Origin of the sequence: Tatumella ptyseos ATCC 33301, assembly GCF_000735525.1 — a bacterium.
GTDB lineage: Bacteria > Pseudomonadota > Gammaproteobacteria > Enterobacterales > Enterobacteriaceae > Tatumella > Tatumella ptyseos.
Genome location: NZ_JMPR01000035.1, coordinates 205,407 through 223,690 on the forward strand (window position 1 = coordinate 205,407; position 18,284 = coordinate 223,690).

Genomic DNA, 18,284 nt, shown 5'->3' on the forward strand with positions numbered 1-18,284 from the left:
TTATATTGCCGCCACCTGTACTACACTACCGGCTCAAATGGCTTAGTTACCGTTGTCCGTTGCATAAGACCACATCGTCTGCAAATCCCCGAAGTCGCTTAACCTACTCTTCCTGCCTTTGCGATCCGTCCTGCAGCAGCTCAGGGCTGTCCGGATATCGAAGATTATGATAGTGTTCATCGATATAGAAAAACTATCTCTTTTGATAATGACTCCTAAAAGCCTGACACTGCTCTCACTTCTTTGGTGCACCACCGGTTCACTGACCCATAGATGCCGGAGGCGGACATCATCGCTGATATATAGCCATATTAATGTATCGGGGGATTTGCTGCTTATGCTAAAAGAGGATCTTCCGAAGGGAGAAATGAGAGCGTTAAAGTTCAGGATAACCAATGAATAAGCACACTACTGCACATCTCTGTTTTATCAGGCCTTAAATCGGGATCTTAATTTTTAATGCTTGCACCTTATTAGTAAAGGTGCCTTATTGTACGTTGTAACTAACCAGGATATTAAAAAAAACCGACAACCCGGAAGTCATCGGTTCAGAACATCAGATTATGCGCTTAAACGGTTACCCGTTTGCTGCACGCTGGCCAGTTGCGGCTGCATAAAACCAGTTCCAGATCGGACTGTTCAGCCACATACTCTTCCGCCTGTCGCGCCGTTATCGATGATTTCGGCATATTTTTTCCAGCCCTATCCAAAGTTTCAGCGCATCAAAGCGGCGCGTGGTCTGTAGTTATTTAGAAACGGGAGTGGATAATAATAAAACGTGCGGAATGACGTGTACGCAAAGGATAATCGTTAATCCTGGCAGTGTTGGTCTGCCGGCTTATGCTGATGATATGCCCCATCCCATATAATCGAAAACAGAACTCCGCATGCACGCTATGCGATTCTGGAAAAAAACTGATAAGTCATGGAATGCAGAATTTGTCACCGTCGAATATGACTGGCTCTTCGCTTCTCAGGCTGCTGTCCGCCATGGTCGTGAGGATTGGGGGAAGTGCATTCTTACGGGGTATTGCTGACATTAACAGTACATTAATTCATCACTTGCTCACTGATATCCGCTTTTGTAATAAATATGCAGATATATTTCGGGTGTCGCTACGTGAAAAAACGGACATTACCCCCCCTGCTCTTCCCTCCGATTTCACGTAGCGACGCCATTGGTTTGTGTAATTTTTACCCTGAATTCCCCTCGCGTGGGAGCAACTGAGCCTTATCAACTGTACCCGGGATATAAGCCGGCAGTTTTCGTCTATACTTTATTGTTCCGGGAAATTTATGAGGATAAATTATGGCCGGTGGCTGGTCTGATGACGGTGCCGTCAATAAACAAATCGATGCAACCATTGAAGATGCTGTCGCAAGAGCAAGAGACAATCTTGGGCATGGCGAAAGCGCAGAATTCTGCGATGAATGTGGTGAACCCATTCCTGAAGCCCGCCGGCAGGCACTGGCCGGTGTCCGCTACTGTGTTAATTGCCAGACAAAGAAAGATAAAAAAAATGCCATCGAAAGTGGTTATAACCGGCGAGGTAGCAAAGACAGTCAGCTTCGATAAAGACTTATGGGTGGTGAGTTGCGCTATCCGGAAAATAACAGGGAGCATAAATTTCATCTCCCCGGCTAAAATATCATCAAATAGTTTATGAAGGTCTGTTCCCCGAGGGAAATCCATGCGTCCTGGCACGAAAAGCAATTATCAGAGCAATAATTAACAGCACAACCAGTACCCAGGGTAAAACGCTTGCCCCTTCATTTCTGAGTAAAAATCCGCCAGTCAGGCCACCAAGAGCGATAGCGCTGTTCCAGGTCACAACATTCATTGAAAGCGCAATATCGGCATACTCGCCTGCGGTATCTGCCAGGGCTGTTTGCAGTAATGTCGCGGCTCCACCGAATGTAAGACCCCATACGGCTATTCCGGGATAAATCACCGTCGGAGACGTGGAACAAATACCAAAAATAATCGAAACAAGGGCAAATACTGAGAGTGAGAGTAATACTGCGACACGCAGACAAGAATCTATCACTCTGCCGGTGATGAAAATTCCGACCATTGCAGCCAGGCCAAAAATCAGCAGCACGACATCCACATCAGAAGAAAGACCTGACTGAGCAAGGAAAGGTGCGACATAAGTGTACAGAATGTTGTGCGCAATCATCCAGGTCAGAACCACCCCCAGAATCGGACGGATCCCCGGAATTAACAGGACTGAAGTCAGTCGTATCTTTTGCCTGAGGGACTGTCCGGGATAATCAGGTACAGCCAGAATAATCCAGATCATCAGTACGACTGACAAGCCGGACATAACGGCAAAAGTCAGGCGCCACCCCAGAAGATCTCCCAGCCAGGTTCCTGCCGGTACACCAAGGGAAAGTGCAACGGGCGTTCCACTCATGGCCAGCGTCAGTGCCCGGCCCTGAAGTGAAGCTGAAACCATTCTTCTTGCATAACCCGCAATTAAACTCCATGCCAGACCCGCTGCCGATCCGGCAAGAAACCGTGCACACAGGATGATAGCAACACTGTCAGATAAAGCTGTCAGGCTGTTAAAGAGCAAAAATCCGCATACGGTCGCGAGCAGAACTGAGCGTCTGGACCATGTCCGGGTCAGGATGGTCAGGGGAATAGCTGCCAGAAGTGAACCCGCCGCATAAGCGGTAACCATCTGTCCGGCAACTGACGGGGATATATTAAGTCCGGAACTTATGCCAGTCAAAAGCCCTGCCGGGATAGTTTCAGTCAGTATACAAATGAATCCCGTCATCGCCAGTGCCAGTAGCGCAAGAACGGGCAATTCCCGTGTGTCATCCCGTGTGTCATTAATTTTAATTTCTTTCATAGAAAACAAACCCTTAATTTGTCCCTGCTCCTGAATATCAGGTGCAGGGTATTCACTGCCATAACTAATCTATCGATCGATACATATGTTGGATGCAGTGATTGTGGTTGTCAACTTTTTTGTATCGTTTAATATATATGTCTGGAGGAAATACGATGAGAACAGGCAGACCAAGGCAGTTTGACAGAGATGAAGCCGTTATCCGGGCAATGCACCTTTTCTGGGAACAGGGCTATGAGGCAACATCACTGGCGCAACTTAAGGCTGTAATAGGAAAAGGGATCACTGCCCCCAGTTTTTATGCAGCATTTGGCTCAAAGGCAGCACTTTTTAGTGAGGCGGTTAACTGTTATCTGAACTCACATGCACAGGTGACATCATCGCTGCGGGACCCTGATCTTCACCCACGGCTGGCACTAGAGATGACATTGATCAACTCGGCAAAAATGCAGTATGAACCCGGACATCCAAGGGGATGTATGGTTACGCTCAGCGTAGCGTTTCCCTGCCAGAATGACAGCGACATTCTTAAGCCTCTTGAGGGCTCAAGGCAACGGACTCTCGAGGGTATCAGATATTGTATACAAAGAGGCATCGATAATGGTGAACTCATCAATAATGAAGCGACTCTTGCGCTGGCAGCCTGTTTTGACAGTTTTCTGATGGGCATATCAACGCTGGCCCGGGATGATGTGCCGCTGGAGGAGGTATTACTGAGCATCACGCAAATAATGAAACTATGGGACTCTGCACGTTTGTAGGTTTGTCTGACCCGGGTGTGATTACATCCTGCGCTCTGTCTGGCCCTTTCCGGTTCTGAATTGCCAGCACTGGCGGCCCAATAAATAGCATGGACGGGTCAGTTAAAATAAATAAGGCCCGCCTCCACAGTTATCTGCCCTATTTTGCTCTGCTTAGCATCTATAGTGTTCTGAGTTTACAGTGTCTGCTTTTTTCAAAGGCCGCACCTTATTATTAATTAACAGGCCTTATTGTATGTTGTAACTAATTCAGATATAAAAAAACCGACAACCCGGAAGTCATCGGTTCAGAACATCAGATTATGCGCTTAAACGATTACCCGTTTGCTGCACGCTGGTCAGAAGAACTTTAACGTCATCCAGTGTTACCACCGGGTTCAGTAAGGTCAGCTTCAGACAGGTGACACCGTCTGCTTCGGTGACGCCCACGTTTGCGCTGCCACTGGCCAGCAGTTCGTCGCCGATCCGTTGGTTCAGTAAGGCAATGCCGCCCTGCACTTCATTCGCCGGACGGTAACGGAACAAAACACTGGCCAGTTGCGGCTGCATAACCAGTTCCAGATCGGACTGTTCAGCCACATACTCTCCCGCCTGTCGTGCCAGGGTCACGCCGTTATCGATGATTTCGGCATATTTTTTCCGGCCCAGCGCTTCCAGCCCCATCCACAGTTTCAGCGCATCAAAGCGGCGCGTGGTCTGTAGTGATTTAGAAACGAGGTTAGGAACCCCCTGCTCCTCATCAAACCCGGAGTTCAGGTATGCCGCCTGGTAACGCATCAGTTCATAGTGGCTGGCATCTTTCAGCAGGAATGCGCCACAACTGATGGTCTGGAAGAACTGTTTGTGGAAATCCAGTGTCACAGAATCTGCTTTTTCCAGGCCATCCAGGAAGTGACGATATTTCTCAGACAGTAATAACGCCCCGCCCCAGGCGGCATCCACATGTACCCAAATCTGCTGCTCTGCGGCCAGTGCAGTAATTTCATGCAACGGGTCAATCGCCCCGGCATCAGTGGTACCGGCCGTCGCCACGATGGCCATCACCTGCTCACCCCTGGCTTTCGCCTCAGTCAGTTTGGCGGCCAAATCGGTCACATCCATCCGGGAGAACGCGTCTGTTTTTACCTGAGTCACTGAACGGTAACCCAGCCCCATCAGCGCCATATTCTTCTGTACAGAGAAATGTGCGTGCTCCGAGCAGAAGACTTTGATTTTGCTCAGGTCACCGGTCAGGCCCTGCTGCTGGACAGAATGGCCCTGGCGCGCAAAAAAGGCGTCACGGGCCAGCATGAGTCCCATCAGATTACTCTGCGTACCGCCACTGGTGAAGACACCCGCATCACCGGCCGGATAACCGACAGAGTTGCGCAGCCATTCGATCAGCTTCATCTCAATGATAGTGGCTGAAGGGCTCTGATCCCAGGAGTCCATACTCTGGTTAGTGGCATTGATCAGCACTTCCGCGGCCTGGCTAATCACCAGGCTCGGGCAATGCAGATGCGCCACACACTGCGGATGATGAACCGATAAGCTATCTTTCAGGAAATATTCAACCGCACGACCAATGGTCGCCTCATTCCCCAGGCCCTGTTCAGTAAAGTTCAGTGAAATACGGTCACGTAACTGCTCAACCGTTTTCCCCTGATACATTTCAGGCTGTTTCAGCCATTCAACGACAGCCGCGGTACTTTGTTCAATAGCCGCCTGGTAGGCGGCAATGCTTTCAGCCGACCCGGAAAGGATCGGATTGATATCAGACATTAACTGACTCCGTTATACAGGCTGAACACCGGCGTCCAGCAGAGCCTGTTCAAATTTCTGCAGGAAAATACCCAGCTCTTCTTTGGTGATCAGCAAGGATGGCAGCAGACGCAGAACGCAACCATCACGCCCGCCACGCTCCAGGATCAGGCCATTTTCGAAACATTTTTTCTGCAACAGTGCAGAAAGCTGCCCGTCAGCCGGGTAAGAGCCCATCGCATCCTGTGCTTTGGACGGGTCGACGATTTCGATACCGATCATCAGGCCCGGACCACGTACCTGGCCTATCACCGGATAACGTTTCTGCAGGTTACGCAGTTCACCGGACAGCCATTCGCCGCGCTCAGCCACCTGATCTGCGATATTTTCCTGTTTCAGGATCTTCAGCGTAGTCAGACCGGTCGCCATCGCCATCTGGTTACCGCGGAAAGTACCGGTGTGGTGCCCCGGAGACCAGACATCAATTTTCTTTTTAATACCCAGTACCGCCAGTGGCAGACTGCCACCCACAGCTTTAGACATCACAATAATATCCGGCTCAATACCTGCATGTTCGAAGGCAAAGAACTTACCGGTACGGGCAAATCCGGCCTGAACTTCGTCGAGGATCAGTAAAATACCGTGTTCCTCGGTCACTTTACGGATGCGCTGTAACCACTCGATCGGTGCCGGGTTAACACCGCCCTCACCCTGTACGGCTTCCAGGATCACGGCCGCAGGTTTACGGACTCCACTTTCAACATCGTTGATCAGGTTTTCAAAGTAGTAAGAAATCGCTTTCACGCCGGCGTCACCCCCCAGGCCGAACGGGCAGCGGTAAAGATGCGGATAAGGCATGAACTGCACTTCCGGCATCAGGCCATCAACCGCTTCTTTCGGCGACAGGTTGGCCGTCACGGACAGTGCACCGTGGGTCATACCATGGTAACCACCGGAGAAACTGATGATACCGCTCCGCCCGGTCGCTTTTTTTGCAAGCTTCAGTGCCGCTTCCACTGCATCGGCCCCGGAAGGTCCGGTGAACTGTAAGCAGTATTCTTTCCCTTCACCCGGTAACAACGATAACAGATAAGCTGAGAACTCATCTTTTAACGGGGTGGTCAGGTCAAGTGTATGTAACGGTAATCCGCTGGTGATAACACTTTGGATGCTTTCAAGCACTTCCGGATGATTATGACCCAGCGCCAGCGTACCGGCACCGGCCAGACAATCGAGATATTCTTTACCTTCAACATCGGTGATCCACGCGCCCTGTGCTTTAGCAATCGCCAGAGGCAATTTGCGCGGATAACTTCTGACGTTTGATTCAAACTCAGACTGTCTGTTTAAGAAGTTTTCATTGCTTTGTGGTAATGAATGCGCATTCAAAGTATTCATACGGACTTTATCCGTCATCATATCACTCCTACAACCCGGAGTAGCTCTGTGCCGGATTGAATAAAAGGTTAAAAAACAGGGTCTATAAAGCGCGGCTAATATATGTGTTTTAAGAGGGCGTGACAACTGTTTTTACTTTTCAGGGTTTTCAGAGTTTTCCTTTAAAAATCAACGATAAGAAAGCATTTTCTGTCTTGCGGCCGGATCGGTTTTGTAACTAAATCCCGGTCCATTGTCGAAGGGTTAATCACTGACGGGTAAATTCCCTTTCAGTGATTGCGGGTATTCTGTACTAACTGACGGACTCAGAAGCCCCCCCGGATGACGTTTTATCCGGCTGCCCCGTATAACTCTCTAGTGATGGGGGTTATGGGCTTCGTATTGAGAAAGTAACATCGCGCTGCCCAGGCCGCCGGCGGCCGCAATGGCACATACCCCATAACTGCGGCCTGAACGTTGCAGCTCATGAAACAGGCGGCAGACAAGAATAGCACCTGAAGCCCCGATCGGATGGCCTCTGGCCAGCGCCCCGCCACCGCAGTTCGTTTGTTGCAAATCCAGCCCGCTTTCCTGAAGGCAAACTATCGCCTGCGAGGCATAGGCTTCCATCAGTTCAGTGACACACTGCTTCGGATCCACCCGCGGAAATTCAGAGAATAACTGCCTTAGCGCCACCACAGGCGCATATCCTGGTAAACGGCTGTCTGCACCGGCGCTGACGGAACCGCAAATGGTCAGCCCGCTGACGGGTTTCAGCCGGGCCGCGACAGCATCGGAAACCACCAGACAGAAAGCCGCACCATCAGCTTCAACAGCGGTAGACACCAGGCTCACCGTCCCGGACAGTACCGGAGCACGGGCTGCCAGGCGCTCACTTAGCTGGCGCGGATAACCGTCAGTGACGATCCCTGCTATCGGTACGGTTTCCTGTTGCAGCCGGTCACGCGCTGCCATCGCTTTTCGGTGACTGTCTATCGCCCAGGCATCCTGGGCCTGACGGGTCAGAGAATATTGCGCCGCCAGGGTATCCGCCGCTTCCGTCATATCCGGATCCGTCGCGGGATCCGGACTGAACGGCGGACGGGTATAAAAACAGGCCGGGCGACCATCGGCAAAAGTCTCCCCACGGAGCGGACGCCGGGAATAACTTTCTGCGCCGCCGGCAATCACGATCCCGGCAGCGCCTGAATCCACCAGCGCAGAAGCCAGAGCCACTGCATCCAGTCCGCCGGCACACTGGGTATCAATACTGATCCCGGAAACCCCTGGCATTCCGGCCGCCAGAGCAGTCATCCGGGCGGGATTCCCCCCGGCTCCCAGTGAATTAGCCAGAATCAGCTGATCCACTTCCGCAGCAGCAATACCGCTCTGCGTTAGCAGTGCAGTGATCACCGGCTCTGCCAGCTGGTGAACCTTCAGCGATCCAAATGCGCCTCCCCGCGGAACCACTGCGCTACGCAGCGCTGCAATAATGACACTCACGTTTTCAGATAGTCCTCTAAACGTTTCAGGTCAGCTTTACCGGCTGACAGTAACGGGAAGTCAGGCAGGAACCAGAAACGGCGCGGAACCATCTCACTACCCAGTTGTTCGGTGATAAGCCTGCGCAGTGCCTTCTCCTGCTGTGGATCCGGATGTCCCTGAATGAAGGCATGTAATATGTGGCCACGGCTGGCATCCGGGGCGGCAATGACCGCACATAACCCGCTGTCTGAATACTGACTGAGCAGTGCTTCGACGGCTTCCGGATACACATTTTTATCGGCGATAGTTACCATGCGGCTGCGACGACCACACAGCCATAAATGCCCCTGCGGATCCAGGAAACCCAGCTCACCGACGGTCATAAAATTCCCGTCTGTCCGGGTTTCCTCACTTCCCCCGGCAGCATAGCCGGAAAAGAGATACGGGCTATCCACCCAGACTTCGCCCACACCCTGCTGAACACCACGTATTTCAATGCTGACGCCGGGATAGGCCTTACCGACTGAGCCCCCGGGCGTTTCTGCATCAGCCAGAGTAATAAAACTGGTTTCAGATGCCCCGTAAAACTCATGGATGGTCGCCGCCGGACAATACCGGGCAGCACGTTCACGGGTTTTTGCATCGAGCTTTCCCCCGCCACAAAGGATCAACCGTACCTTCGGCAATGTCTCCCCGCTGCCGGTCAGTAAACGCAGTTGTGTCGGTGTGATATACAGCACCGTAGTCCCGGCAGCCTGTAACTGCAAAACCTGAGCACGCGGACGCATACCGGTGACAAAATCACATTCCATCCCGAGGTGTAACGACTCACAGACGCCGTACAGAGCCAGTGAATGATTCAGTCCGCCAAAAATGGCACTGCGATCCCCGGCGGTCAGGCCAAAAAGCTGCCGGTTCAGGTCAAAGGTTTTCTGCCATGTGATAAAAGGCCGCCGGATCACTTTAGGGATCCCGCTACTGCCACAGGTTGTACATTCGATATGCCCGGTATCGTGACCGATTTCAATCCATGGTGACTGACTGATCGCCCGGAATGTCAGACCGCCCGTATAAGCAGTCACTACCCGCTGCAACGCATCGGCGACTTCACCACCAGCATTCTCCAGCGCAACGCCCTGGTAACGAAAATAAGCCTCCGCCCTCATATTCCGTCCTCCCTGTCGGTAAATCCATGCAGCGTGGAATACTCCTCTGCCGGCGCACGGGCGGTACGGAAGCCGTTAACCGCGGCCGTCATGTCCGGCCTGCCCAGAGCAATACCACAGATCACGGTTTCCTGTTCAGGTAACGCAAGTAACTGATGAATGGCCCGGCCGTAATTTGCCAGCGCACCGATACCGCAGGTCCCGTAGCCCAGTTCCTGAGCGGAAAGAAAGAAACTCATCAGCGCCATCCCAAGATCCATAAAACAGCCGGCCCCCATCTCCCGATGGAGTGTCACGACAATACCGACCGGAGCATCAAAGAAGCGATAGTTCGCTGCAAACTGACGGCGGCGTCCCTCAATATCGCGTTTATGAATATCCAGCGCCTGATAGAGTGCATAACCTGCTTCCCGTTGACGTTGTTTCAGATACACAGGCATCGGTCGGGGAAAATAGCTATACAGTTCTTCTTCAGGAGGCTGTTGAGCTATCAGGGCTAGCTGAGTCGTCATTTCTGCCAGCGGCTCGCCGGTATAGATATGGAACATACCGGGTTGCAGATTCGCACCACTGGGGGCACGACGGGCTGCCTGCAGGATATGCCTGATATCGCTGAGAGGAACGGGTTCATCAAGGAAGGCTCGACAGGAATGGCGTTGAGTCAGTAATTCTGACAACGGATGACGGGGATTGCGCATCGTAAATACAGCCTGAACAAAGGACAAAAAATAAGACAGTCACCGTTAAACGGTAATCTGACCCGATGTGCCGAGTATAGCTGTAAACTATTTTTATGACCACAGCCTTACAAGTCTTTCCCCCCCGAAAGCCGCCCGGGAACAGGCTGGCGGGTACGTTCATATCTCTTAACTTCTGCATTTTTCTTCCGTTATAGCCCCTTAAATCTGCCCGGTAGCCCATCATCTGTTGCCGGGGACTTGCGTAAATGCGCCATCCGCCACATAATCGTCAACCAAATTTTCTGATATAGGTTTACAACTCTGTGTGGTATCTCGCGATCGTTACCTTCCTTTGGGGATCCTCATTCAGTCTGACCGGCCATTTCCTTGCCGGCCAGGTTGACAGCTATTTCGCCGTATTCTTCCGGACGCTGGCAGGCACCCTGATTTTTGTTCCCTTTATGGTATGGCGTAATCTGCCGAAACGGTTAATTGCCGGGTTATGGTTCGCCGGTGCCCTTCAGTTCGGCGTCACCTATGCGCTGTCTTATCAGAGCTACACTATGCTGACGGTGCCGGAGATGTTGCTGTTTACCACACAAACTCCCCTCTATATCAGTCTGCTGAATAATGCGCTGGAACGACGGTTTAATCCCTGGACGCTGGTCGCCGCCTTGTTTGCCGTCTCCGGCGGGATTGTCATTCACTACCATCCGCTGACCGGGCATTTCTGGAAAGGTTTCTGGCTTTTGCAACTGGCGAACCTGACGTTTGCCGCCGGACAGGTTATCTGTCGCCGCCTGCTGCTGAAATATAAGCCGGATGTTCCGTTACCTAAGCTGTTTGGTCACTTCTTCCTGGGCGCGCTGATCATTACCGCCCCGCTCTATTACTTCTTCGGTCAGCAGGGCCATCTGCCACAAACCGGCGCCCAGTGGACGGTGCTGGTTTATCTGAGTGTGGTCGCCACAGCGCTGGGAAGTTACTGGCTGGCGAAAGGAAGTACGCTGGTCTCGGTCGCGACGTTGTCCGTTTTCAACGAACTGCATGTGCCGGTCGGACTGATTATTAATATGCTGCTCTGGGGGAATGATGTTCCGGTGCTGAGGCTGATTGCAGGCTGCTGTCTGATAGCCATTGCCATCGGCATTAATTACACCCACCCGACACGCTCACCGCAACGCCCGGTATCACAGGAAGCCACCGACTAAGACTCACCATCTTTTCCTGCCCTCCCTCCGGCACAACGTTACTTGCGTGCCGGAGGGGTGCGATATAAACACCTGTCATTCCCGACTATGTGTTGCAGCATAAGGTATTGCCAGTGACACAAAGGCGCCGCCTGGAAAGCGGAAAATATCGCGTTAATCCTGTTTTTGATTGAGCTGGCATGATGGGCCGCTGTGAGCGATAAGCGGACATTAACATACCTTTGAAAGTGGCCAAATTTAGCTATCCAAGACACAGAGAAAGAAAAGGCATCGTCTATAAAAAATGCCTGTGACCGATAAGATGGCGAGCTAATACGCAACCTTATTTCTAAGCCATCGGGCTAGCCCGGTGTCCAGTATGAGTTCTGCAAGCTTCGTAGGCCCAATCATAGTGACGCCTTCAGCATGAAGATCCTCACTCAATGTCCCATGATGCCAGACAAAGAACATCCGATCATAGCTATCACTGGTCTGGAAACGTGACAGATACTCAGAGAATACAGACTGATTAGCAACAGACTTCACCTGCACAAATGCCTGTTCTTTGGTAGTGGGCAGTTCAAGTTCAATATCGACAGTCTTCTGTGTCTTGCCAAGGCTCCCAGTTCTTCTCCATCCACTGGCAGAGAAAATCAGATCTACGAGCAACTCAAAGTCCTGCCAGGTAAGCAAACTACACAAACTGGTAATAGCCATCAGATACTGAGCCTTAGCATTATCAGCGTTGATGATTTCCGGCGATTGCTCATCATTGATTTTTCGCAGAGCGTAATCGGCCAAACGCACATCGCAGATGGTTCCCCGGTAATTCTGTGTAGCAAGTAAAGCACCGCTCAGGACGCTGTGGGACAGCAGGTTACCGGCCAGACTATGGCTGTGCCATCCATCCACCGTTTGGCGGATCCTGCTGCCATCTTCCAGTTCGGTGACCTCTCCGGAAGGATGGCACCAATGCAATAACCCCTGGCTAAACGTAATGAAGAGTGTATCGGGAGTAGCGGTATAAAACGTCTTTATCTGCCTGACATCATTTTTGGCAGTGGACTGGTTATTGTTCCTTTCTTTTTCCCAGACTTTCTGCACATCCTCCCACTTTTCCTCAAGGCACATCTTATGGGGCGTTTTGTGGTATCCAAATTTAATAATGCCAGATGTCAGGCACTCATGTTCCCATTCTCCTCCCTCCCCCAGCTTGATATATTTCACCTCAGTCGCGTGAATCTTTTCCAACATACAATCACTCCGGTAAACGAATTTCCTAGCTAAAGGTTCCTTACTTTACCTCTGAACAGAGCGTAAAGGCGCACAATTTCCTTCACCGGATAAATCAGAGTGGTAACAGATGGTGGCCTGCTCCCCAATGTTCAACTTAGATTGTTGTAAGCAACGACTGCTCCTGGCAGATAACAGACTGTCCAACTGTAAACACAGGGTCATTACTGCCCTGTCTTTACACTGAGTATGTTTTGCCGGCAGGTAGTAAACTCACGTGCCATGGCGCTGATATTGATCCGGACGTTAATCCGTACAATCACCGTAGTTTTCTGTTCTTTCTGATCAGAATGTCGCAGATGTCCTGACCTATATCCGTAATAGTTGGGGGAATGCAGCACCGGCCGTGACTGCCGGTGAGGTGAAGACGCTGCGTAAAGCCTTAGCGCAATAAAAACGGGACGGTGCTTTGACAAAAGGCCCCGTGAAGGGGCCTTTGCTTTTGTATCTTTTCCGTTAGCCGTGCTGCAGGTCGCGTTTAATACTGTCGGTCGCCCGCAAAGAAAGCGCAACCATACTCAGTGTCGAGTTAACCGTTCCTGCCGCTGCCATTACCCCGCCGGAAGCAATATACAGGTTCTGGTGATCATGGGTACGCATCCAGCTATCCACGACGGAGTCTTTCGGATCATGCCCCCCGATAGTTCCGCCCATGATATGGTTATTCGGGTTAAAGTACGGCGTCATTTCAATTTCTGTCGCACCGAACAGATTCGCTATCTGCATCAGGTGCTGACGGGAAGAGACCGCCGCTTTACGCACATAATCCCCGACATCATAAGTAACATGCGGATACGGGATCCCCAGGCTGTCTTTACGCTGAGTACTCAGGGTCAGACGGTTGTCCGGGTTGGCCAGTACGTCATGGTTAACATAAATATCCATACCGCAGGCCGCACGGCGACGAATTTCCTGATCCAGCTTTTTACCTACCAGGCCCATCTGTAGTGCTTTCACACCCGCTTTATGGTTCTGGGACGTATTGTTCATCCCGATCTGAATCGCCGCATGCTCTCTGCGGAAGTCACCGTCACGGAAGTTAGTGATGGAACTCATCTGTACAGAGCCTCCGCCGGTCCAGATAGGCTCTGACGCCTGGAAGCTCATCAGGATCCCCGGATGGTCCATCATATTTCTGCCGACCATATCTGAACTGTTCGCAATACCGTTAGGGTTACGATCATTGGCTGCCAGTAATAACAGTTTCGGTGTTTCAATACCGTTACCGGCCAGCACAAAGGTCCGTGCGGTGACGCGGTGGGAGTTCTTATCCGGGTCGTAATAGTGCAGAGCCGTAATATTATTATGCTCATCGGTTTCAAACCGGTAGACCACCGCGTTAGGCAGAATTTTCGCACCGGCTTTTTCTGCTTTCACAATCGTATGGATACCATTGAACATGGCACCGATAGGACAGATAGGCATACAGTTGTTATTACCGCAGCACTGCGGACGTCCGTCATAAGGGCGGCTGTTACGCCCCTGCGGAACCGGGGTATTTTCGTACCCGGCGGTAGCCACCACTTCCGTAAAACGGCGATCGGCCGGACCGTAAGGCATCGGTTCCATCGGGAACGGCTTCTTACGTGGTGCAACATATTTCAGCGTCGTGTCGTTCGGGCCATTAACCCCGATCATCACTTCGGCACGGTAGTAATAATCTTCTAATTCATCATAAGTCACTACCCAGTCACGCCCCACACCATAAGTGGTGTGTAATTGCAGATCCGGGGGCAGAAAGCGCCAGCACGATGCCGCCCAGTGCCAGGTCGTCCCGCCGACACCTTTAATCATCCCCTGACGAAATGCAGAGGCATCCGGGCCGGAGACTTCCGGATAGTTGTTATACGGGTATAACTGCGGGTGAACCGCCCAGGGTTCCGGCGGATAAGGTGTCGCATAATCAGATTCTGATTTATTGACCGGGGGGATATTACGCCAGTTTTCAACCACTTCCCCCCTCTCCCAGCGCGGGCCGGCATCCAGAACCAGTACCGATAATCCGGCTTCCGCCAGTTCTTTTGCGACGGTACCACCACAAATCCCTGCGCCTACCACTACCACATCAGCGCTATATTGCTCAGACATAACCACCTCGAAATACTACAAATTCGTAAAATGACGGCACGATCAACGACGTTTGCGTGACAGCCGCACCACAATAAGGACAATGATCAAAAGCACGATAATGCCCCCGATCACCGAACCGGCCGCGGCATAGCGTGCAAGGAACGGTTGGGCTCCGCCTTCGCGCAGAGTCTTAACATCTGCAGCAGTGACAGACAGTTGCGGATTACCGAACTGTTTAAAGATGTAATTGCTGAGTTTTGCCACCTGGTCATCATTTAAGGACTGAACATCCGAGCCCGGACCAAATGCCGGCATCAGCACTTCTTTACCGTTAACTTCACGCTGAACACCAAACAGGATGGCCGACACCAGGTTATTCGGTGTATTTCCGCCGGTCGCTGTATTGTGGAACAATGAAGGGTAGAAGCCATCGGCTGTGCCGGTACCGGAGGTCTGGTGACAGCTGGCACAGGTAGTGTCATACAGGGCTTTACCGGTAATGTCCGCCGGGATCGCTGAGCCCATGGGCTGCGTTCCGCGAACATCCGAATCCCCTGCCATCCCCGCCGGGCTGCCGAAATCGCCGGTTGGTTTGGCCTGACCCGGATGACTCACCGCCGGCAGACTTTGCAGATAGGTAACGATGGCACTGATATCATCATCGCTTAGATGCTGAAGACTGTTGGTGATAGCCTCTGCCATCGGACCGGCGGCCTGCGCCTTACCTTCCACATGGCCGGTTTTCAGGTAAGTCATCAACTGATCACGATGCCAGCTGCCGATACCGCTCAGCGGATCTGACGTCAGGTTAGGAGCGTACCAGCTTCCCAGCGCCGCACCACTGAGTTCAGCACTGCCGGTTTCGGTGCCCATCATAATATTACGTGGGGTGTGACACTCGCCGCAGTGCTCAAGGTTATTGACCAGGTACTTACCGCGGTTCCAGGCCGCGCTCTGTGACGGATCCGGCTGGAACGGTTTTTGTTTCAGGAACAGCAGGTTCCATCCCCACATGGCCTGACGCAGGTTAAACGGAAAGCCCAGAGAGGTGATGCGGTTAGGTTGTTCAACGGGCTGAACACCGTGTGTAAAGTAATAATACAGTGCATGCACATCCTGATCGGTCAGGCCGGCATAGGAGGTATAAGGCATTGCCGGATAAAGATGGCTGCCATCGGCACGAATACCGTGACGTACCGCATTCTCAAACTGAGCTTCGGTATAGTTACCGATACCATAGGTTTTTGACGGTGTAATATTCGTGGAATAGATCACCCCCATCGGTGAATGGATGGCGTATCCCCCGGCAAAGGTCTTTTTGGTCTGCGGATCAGTATGACAGGCCGCACAGTCGGCCGCGACAGCCAGATACTGCCCCTGTTTCAGCAAGGCATCGGTACTGTTATCGACAGCAGATTGATGGACCGGGACTTCTTCAGCCGCATAAACCGGCAACGCACCCGTCACGGTACATCCAAGGCAGAGCGCCAGCAGCTTTCTGCGAAAGGTCCCCGTGGCTCTTTTCCTTATCGACGTTTGATATTTCACATTCACTCCGCATAAAATTTCTGCCATAAACCAGACTGTTACCGGTAACAGTCGAAGGCTGAACAGTGACAGATAAAGATCAACCACAGTTCAGGTTGTCAGGCCGGAAAGGTTTTTTTGTTTTATTTAAAAGTTCAGCAGGCGATCAACCGGCGGAGGATCAGCTGTCCAGTAATCCGGACCATTGTGGGCATAAGTCGGGATGACCATACCGTCACGCGGTACCTGATACATCAGGGCATTCTGGTAGCCGTACACTTTCGCATGGTGGCCCTCATCGGTAACGCCCAGATACCAGCCCTTAATCACAGACATCATCAGGTCATGCAGGGGTTGCCCTTGTAACTGGGTATCCAGTGCTTCCACATCCTGAGGGTTTTTATCGGCTATCCACTGGTTAAGGGAGGCCAGGCGGGTAACAAAGGTCGGATCTTTCTCACTAAAAGCGCTATACAGACGCTGACCCAGGGTCGTGTCCAGGCTTTGATGACCGGTCAGAAAACGGGATGTCTTCAGGAACTGGTTCAGTGTAGCGGTATCCGGCTGAGGTGTGGCAGGCTCTGCACTGGCACTATTGCTCAGCGTCGCCCCTGCAATAGCAGACCCGATAGCAAAACTGGCCACCAGCCCGCCGGTCTGACCGAAAAGACGACGGCGACGTAACCCTTCCTCACTCAGAGCCGGCTCTGTGGCGGGATAATTTTTATTGTCCATAAATTTCCTTGATGCTTATTGTATGATTCAACAGCGCCAACAATACTCACGCATCACCATACTATCCTCAGGGACAAGTAAAAATCTCAAAAAGTAACGATATACTTACAAATATATAAAATAAATTACATTTAAAGTTAACGAAAAAACTCAAATGTAAATTTTTAGTTATCCGGGATGGGTGGGCGATTTGCGGTAACATGCTTAACACATTGAAAATAATGACAATAAAAATCTCTGTTTACAGAGGAGGCTTTTGTATTTTCACGAATGAATGATTAGGGATTCTGCGCCGGTTTCGGTTACCCCGGTTTAATTCCTGCAACCAGTGTATCGGGATCGATAAATTCATTGCTGCTCTGGAAGGTAGGTGTAATCTCTTTTTTACTTCCAACTTTGGCGACTGCTGCACGCCGCTGGTGATAAGATCCAACGCGGCTCTGAGAGCGACGGATATTGCGCTCCAACTGCGGGTTTCGCAGATACTTCAGCGTGTAAATACTGCGAACCCGCGGATCGTAGCCAAATATTGCCTTCCTTAACTGTTTGCCGGCCCCTTTCCCGTGGGAAATAATGAAAAACTGGATGTAATGAAAATTAGCATGGAGCGATTATGTACAACAACAATGAAGAACAGGATTCTCGCATTAAAGCTTGACCATGCAGTTGCTGCCGTCGGTCAGCAGGTTACAAATCAAGTTGAAAATTTAGGGAAGGGAGCAACCCGCCTGCTGTATTACACGTCCTGTTTTACCGATGAATATAACGATGTTTGCCAGCAGCAAAAGACGGAAGATCTTCGCTTCAGAAATGCTGTTATTCGCATTATCCAGCATGGTGACGTTGTCTATGAAATGCTTCGGATCTACTTTGAAGAAATATTCAAATACAAAACTAATAACCAATTAGAGTATATTAAAAAAGCGCTTATGGCCGTAAATGTTCATATCGCGGCCAGCTCCCTTACCGGTGCGGGGTACGCTTTAGCGGTCGCTACCAGCGTCCGTATTGGATTGACTCTAAGTATTCAACTCAGTGACCTTACGGGACGCGCAGCGGGTACGGCTGCGGGGGTTGTGGCTACGTATGGCCTGGTTCAGAAAGCAGCGGATAGTGCTCGTCGTCTACACATACAATATCCTGCTTATTACTCTGCACTTTACATGCAACAACTGGAAATGATGTATTTCCTGATTGAACCGGTATTCGAGCGCGCGGGCGCACTTGAAGCGCAATGGTCGTCTGATTCCGGTATAGCAAACATCATCACCAGGATGATCAGATAACCATGATTCAATTAATAAAGAAATTTATACTGTGGCAACTCAGGTTTTTATCATCGCTTTATGGTCCTGTAATTCTCACAGTTATTTTCGCACTGCTTCAGGGGTATTTTTTC

General features: G+C 51.2%; 14 protein-coding genes and 2 pseudogenes. 4 read left to right on the forward strand and 12 right to left on the reverse strand.

What is annotated here, in order from left to right; translation table 11 throughout:
- Positions 1-591: 591 nt before the first annotated feature.
- Positions 592-745, reverse strand: a pseudogene (locus tag GTPT_RS18060) (aspartate aminotransferase family protein); the annotation flags it as partial.
- 564 nt (positions 746-1,309) lie between these two features.
- On the opposite strand from GTPT_RS18060, the gene GTPT_RS10800 reads away from it, so the two are divergent.
- Complete coding sequence (locus GTPT_RS10800) at positions 1,310-1,576, forward strand: DksA/TraR family C4-type zinc finger protein (RefSeq protein ID WP_025903163.1); 267 nt, start codon at positions 1,310-1,312, stop codon at positions 1,574-1,576.
- An 85-nt stretch (positions 1,577-1,661) separates the two neighbouring features.
- Here GTPT_RS10800 and GTPT_RS10805 read toward each other — a convergent pair whose 3' ends face one another.
- The gene (locus GTPT_RS10805; RefSeq protein ID WP_029990405.1) at positions 1,662-2,861 is read right to left on the reverse strand and encodes an MFS transporter; all 1,200 of its coding nucleotides are present in this window, start codon (positions 2,859-2,861) and stop codon (positions 1,662-1,664) included.
- Between the two features lie 155 nt (positions 2,862-3,016).
- Between GTPT_RS10805 and GTPT_RS10810 the strand changes: the two genes are divergently transcribed.
- Positions 3,017-3,622, forward strand: coding sequence for a TetR/AcrR family transcriptional regulator (locus tag GTPT_RS10810; protein WP_025903165.1), 606 nt, complete (start codon positions 3,017-3,019; stop codon positions 3,620-3,622).
- Between the two features lie 300 nt (positions 3,623-3,922).
- Here GTPT_RS10810 and GTPT_RS10815 read toward each other — a convergent pair whose 3' ends face one another.
- The 5 genes from GTPT_RS10815 to GTPT_RS10835 all read right to left on the reverse strand — a co-directional run bounded on the left by GTPT_RS10815 (position 3,923) and on the right by GTPT_RS10835 (position 10,088).
- Positions 3,923-5,383 carry a pyridoxal phosphate-dependent decarboxylase family protein gene (locus tag GTPT_RS10815; protein WP_025903166.1) on the reverse strand — a complete coding sequence of 487 codons (1,461 nt, stop codon included), beginning with the start codon at positions 5,381-5,383 and terminating at the stop codon, positions 3,923-3,925.
- Between the two features lie 12 nt (positions 5,384-5,395).
- On the reverse strand, positions 5,396-6,781 hold the full coding sequence (locus GTPT_RS10820; RefSeq protein ID WP_029990406.1) for a diaminobutyrate--2-oxoglutarate transaminase: 1,386 nt from the start codon (positions 6,779-6,781) through the stop codon (positions 5,396-5,398).
- 333 nt (positions 6,782-7,114) lie between these two features.
- Positions 7,115-8,242, reverse strand: a complete 1,128-nt coding sequence (locus tag GTPT_RS10825; RefSeq protein WP_029990408.1) for a thiolase family protein — start codon at positions 8,240-8,242, stop codon at positions 7,115-7,117.
- Positions 8,239-9,390 (reverse strand): AMP-binding protein, encoded by a 1,152-nt coding sequence (locus GTPT_RS10830; RefSeq protein ID WP_025903169.1) that lies wholly within the window; start codon positions 9,388-9,390, stop codon positions 8,239-8,241. The genes GTPT_RS10825 and GTPT_RS10830 overlap by 4 nt, the downstream gene beginning before the upstream one ends.
- Complete coding sequence (locus tag GTPT_RS10835; RefSeq protein WP_029990410.1) at positions 9,387-10,088, reverse strand: nitroreductase; 702 nt, start codon at positions 10,086-10,088, stop codon at positions 9,387-9,389. The genes GTPT_RS10830 and GTPT_RS10835 overlap by 4 nt, the downstream gene beginning before the upstream one ends.
- A gap of 305 nt (positions 10,089-10,393) precedes the next feature.
- On the opposite strand from GTPT_RS10835, the gene GTPT_RS10840 reads away from it, so the two are divergent.
- Positions 10,394-11,281 (forward strand): EamA family transporter, encoded by an 888-nt coding sequence (locus GTPT_RS10840; RefSeq protein WP_025903171.1) that lies wholly within the window; start codon positions 10,394-10,396, stop codon positions 11,279-11,281.
- Between the two features lie 309 nt (positions 11,282-11,590).
- On the opposite strand, the gene GTPT_RS10845 is transcribed toward GTPT_RS10840, so the two are convergent.
- The 5 genes and pseudogenes from GTPT_RS10845 to GTPT_RS17090 all read right to left on the reverse strand — a co-directional run.
- Positions 11,591-12,514 carry a hypothetical protein gene (locus tag GTPT_RS10845; protein WP_029990414.1) on the reverse strand — a complete coding sequence of 308 codons (924 nt, stop codon included), beginning with the start codon at positions 12,512-12,514 and terminating at the stop codon, positions 11,591-11,593.
- Between the two features lie 495 nt (positions 12,515-13,009).
- Positions 13,010-14,641 (reverse strand): GMC family oxidoreductase, encoded by a 1,632-nt coding sequence (locus GTPT_RS10850; protein ID WP_025903173.1) that lies wholly within the window; start codon positions 14,639-14,641, stop codon positions 13,010-13,012.
- A 42-nt stretch (positions 14,642-14,683) separates the two neighbouring features.
- Entirely contained in the window at positions 14,684-16,090 is a 1,407-nt protein-coding gene (locus GTPT_RS10855; protein WP_029990416.1) for a c-type cytochrome, read from the reverse strand.
- 207 nt (positions 16,091-16,297) lie between these two features.
- Entirely contained in the window at positions 16,298-16,885 is a 588-nt protein-coding gene (locus tag GTPT_RS10860; protein WP_025903175.1) for a sugar dehydrogenase complex small subunit, read from the reverse strand.
- A 302-nt stretch (positions 16,886-17,187) separates the two neighbouring features.
- A pseudogene (locus tag GTPT_RS17090) lies at positions 17,188-17,424 on the reverse strand (Tn3 family transposase); the annotation flags it as partial.
- A 63-nt stretch (positions 17,425-17,487) separates the two neighbouring features.
- On the opposite strand from GTPT_RS17090, the gene GTPT_RS10870 reads away from it, so the two are divergent.
- Entirely contained in the window at positions 17,488-18,171 is a 684-nt protein-coding gene (locus GTPT_RS10870; protein ID WP_029990263.1) for a hypothetical protein, read from the forward strand.
- Positions 18,172-18,284 lie beyond the last annotated feature (113 nt).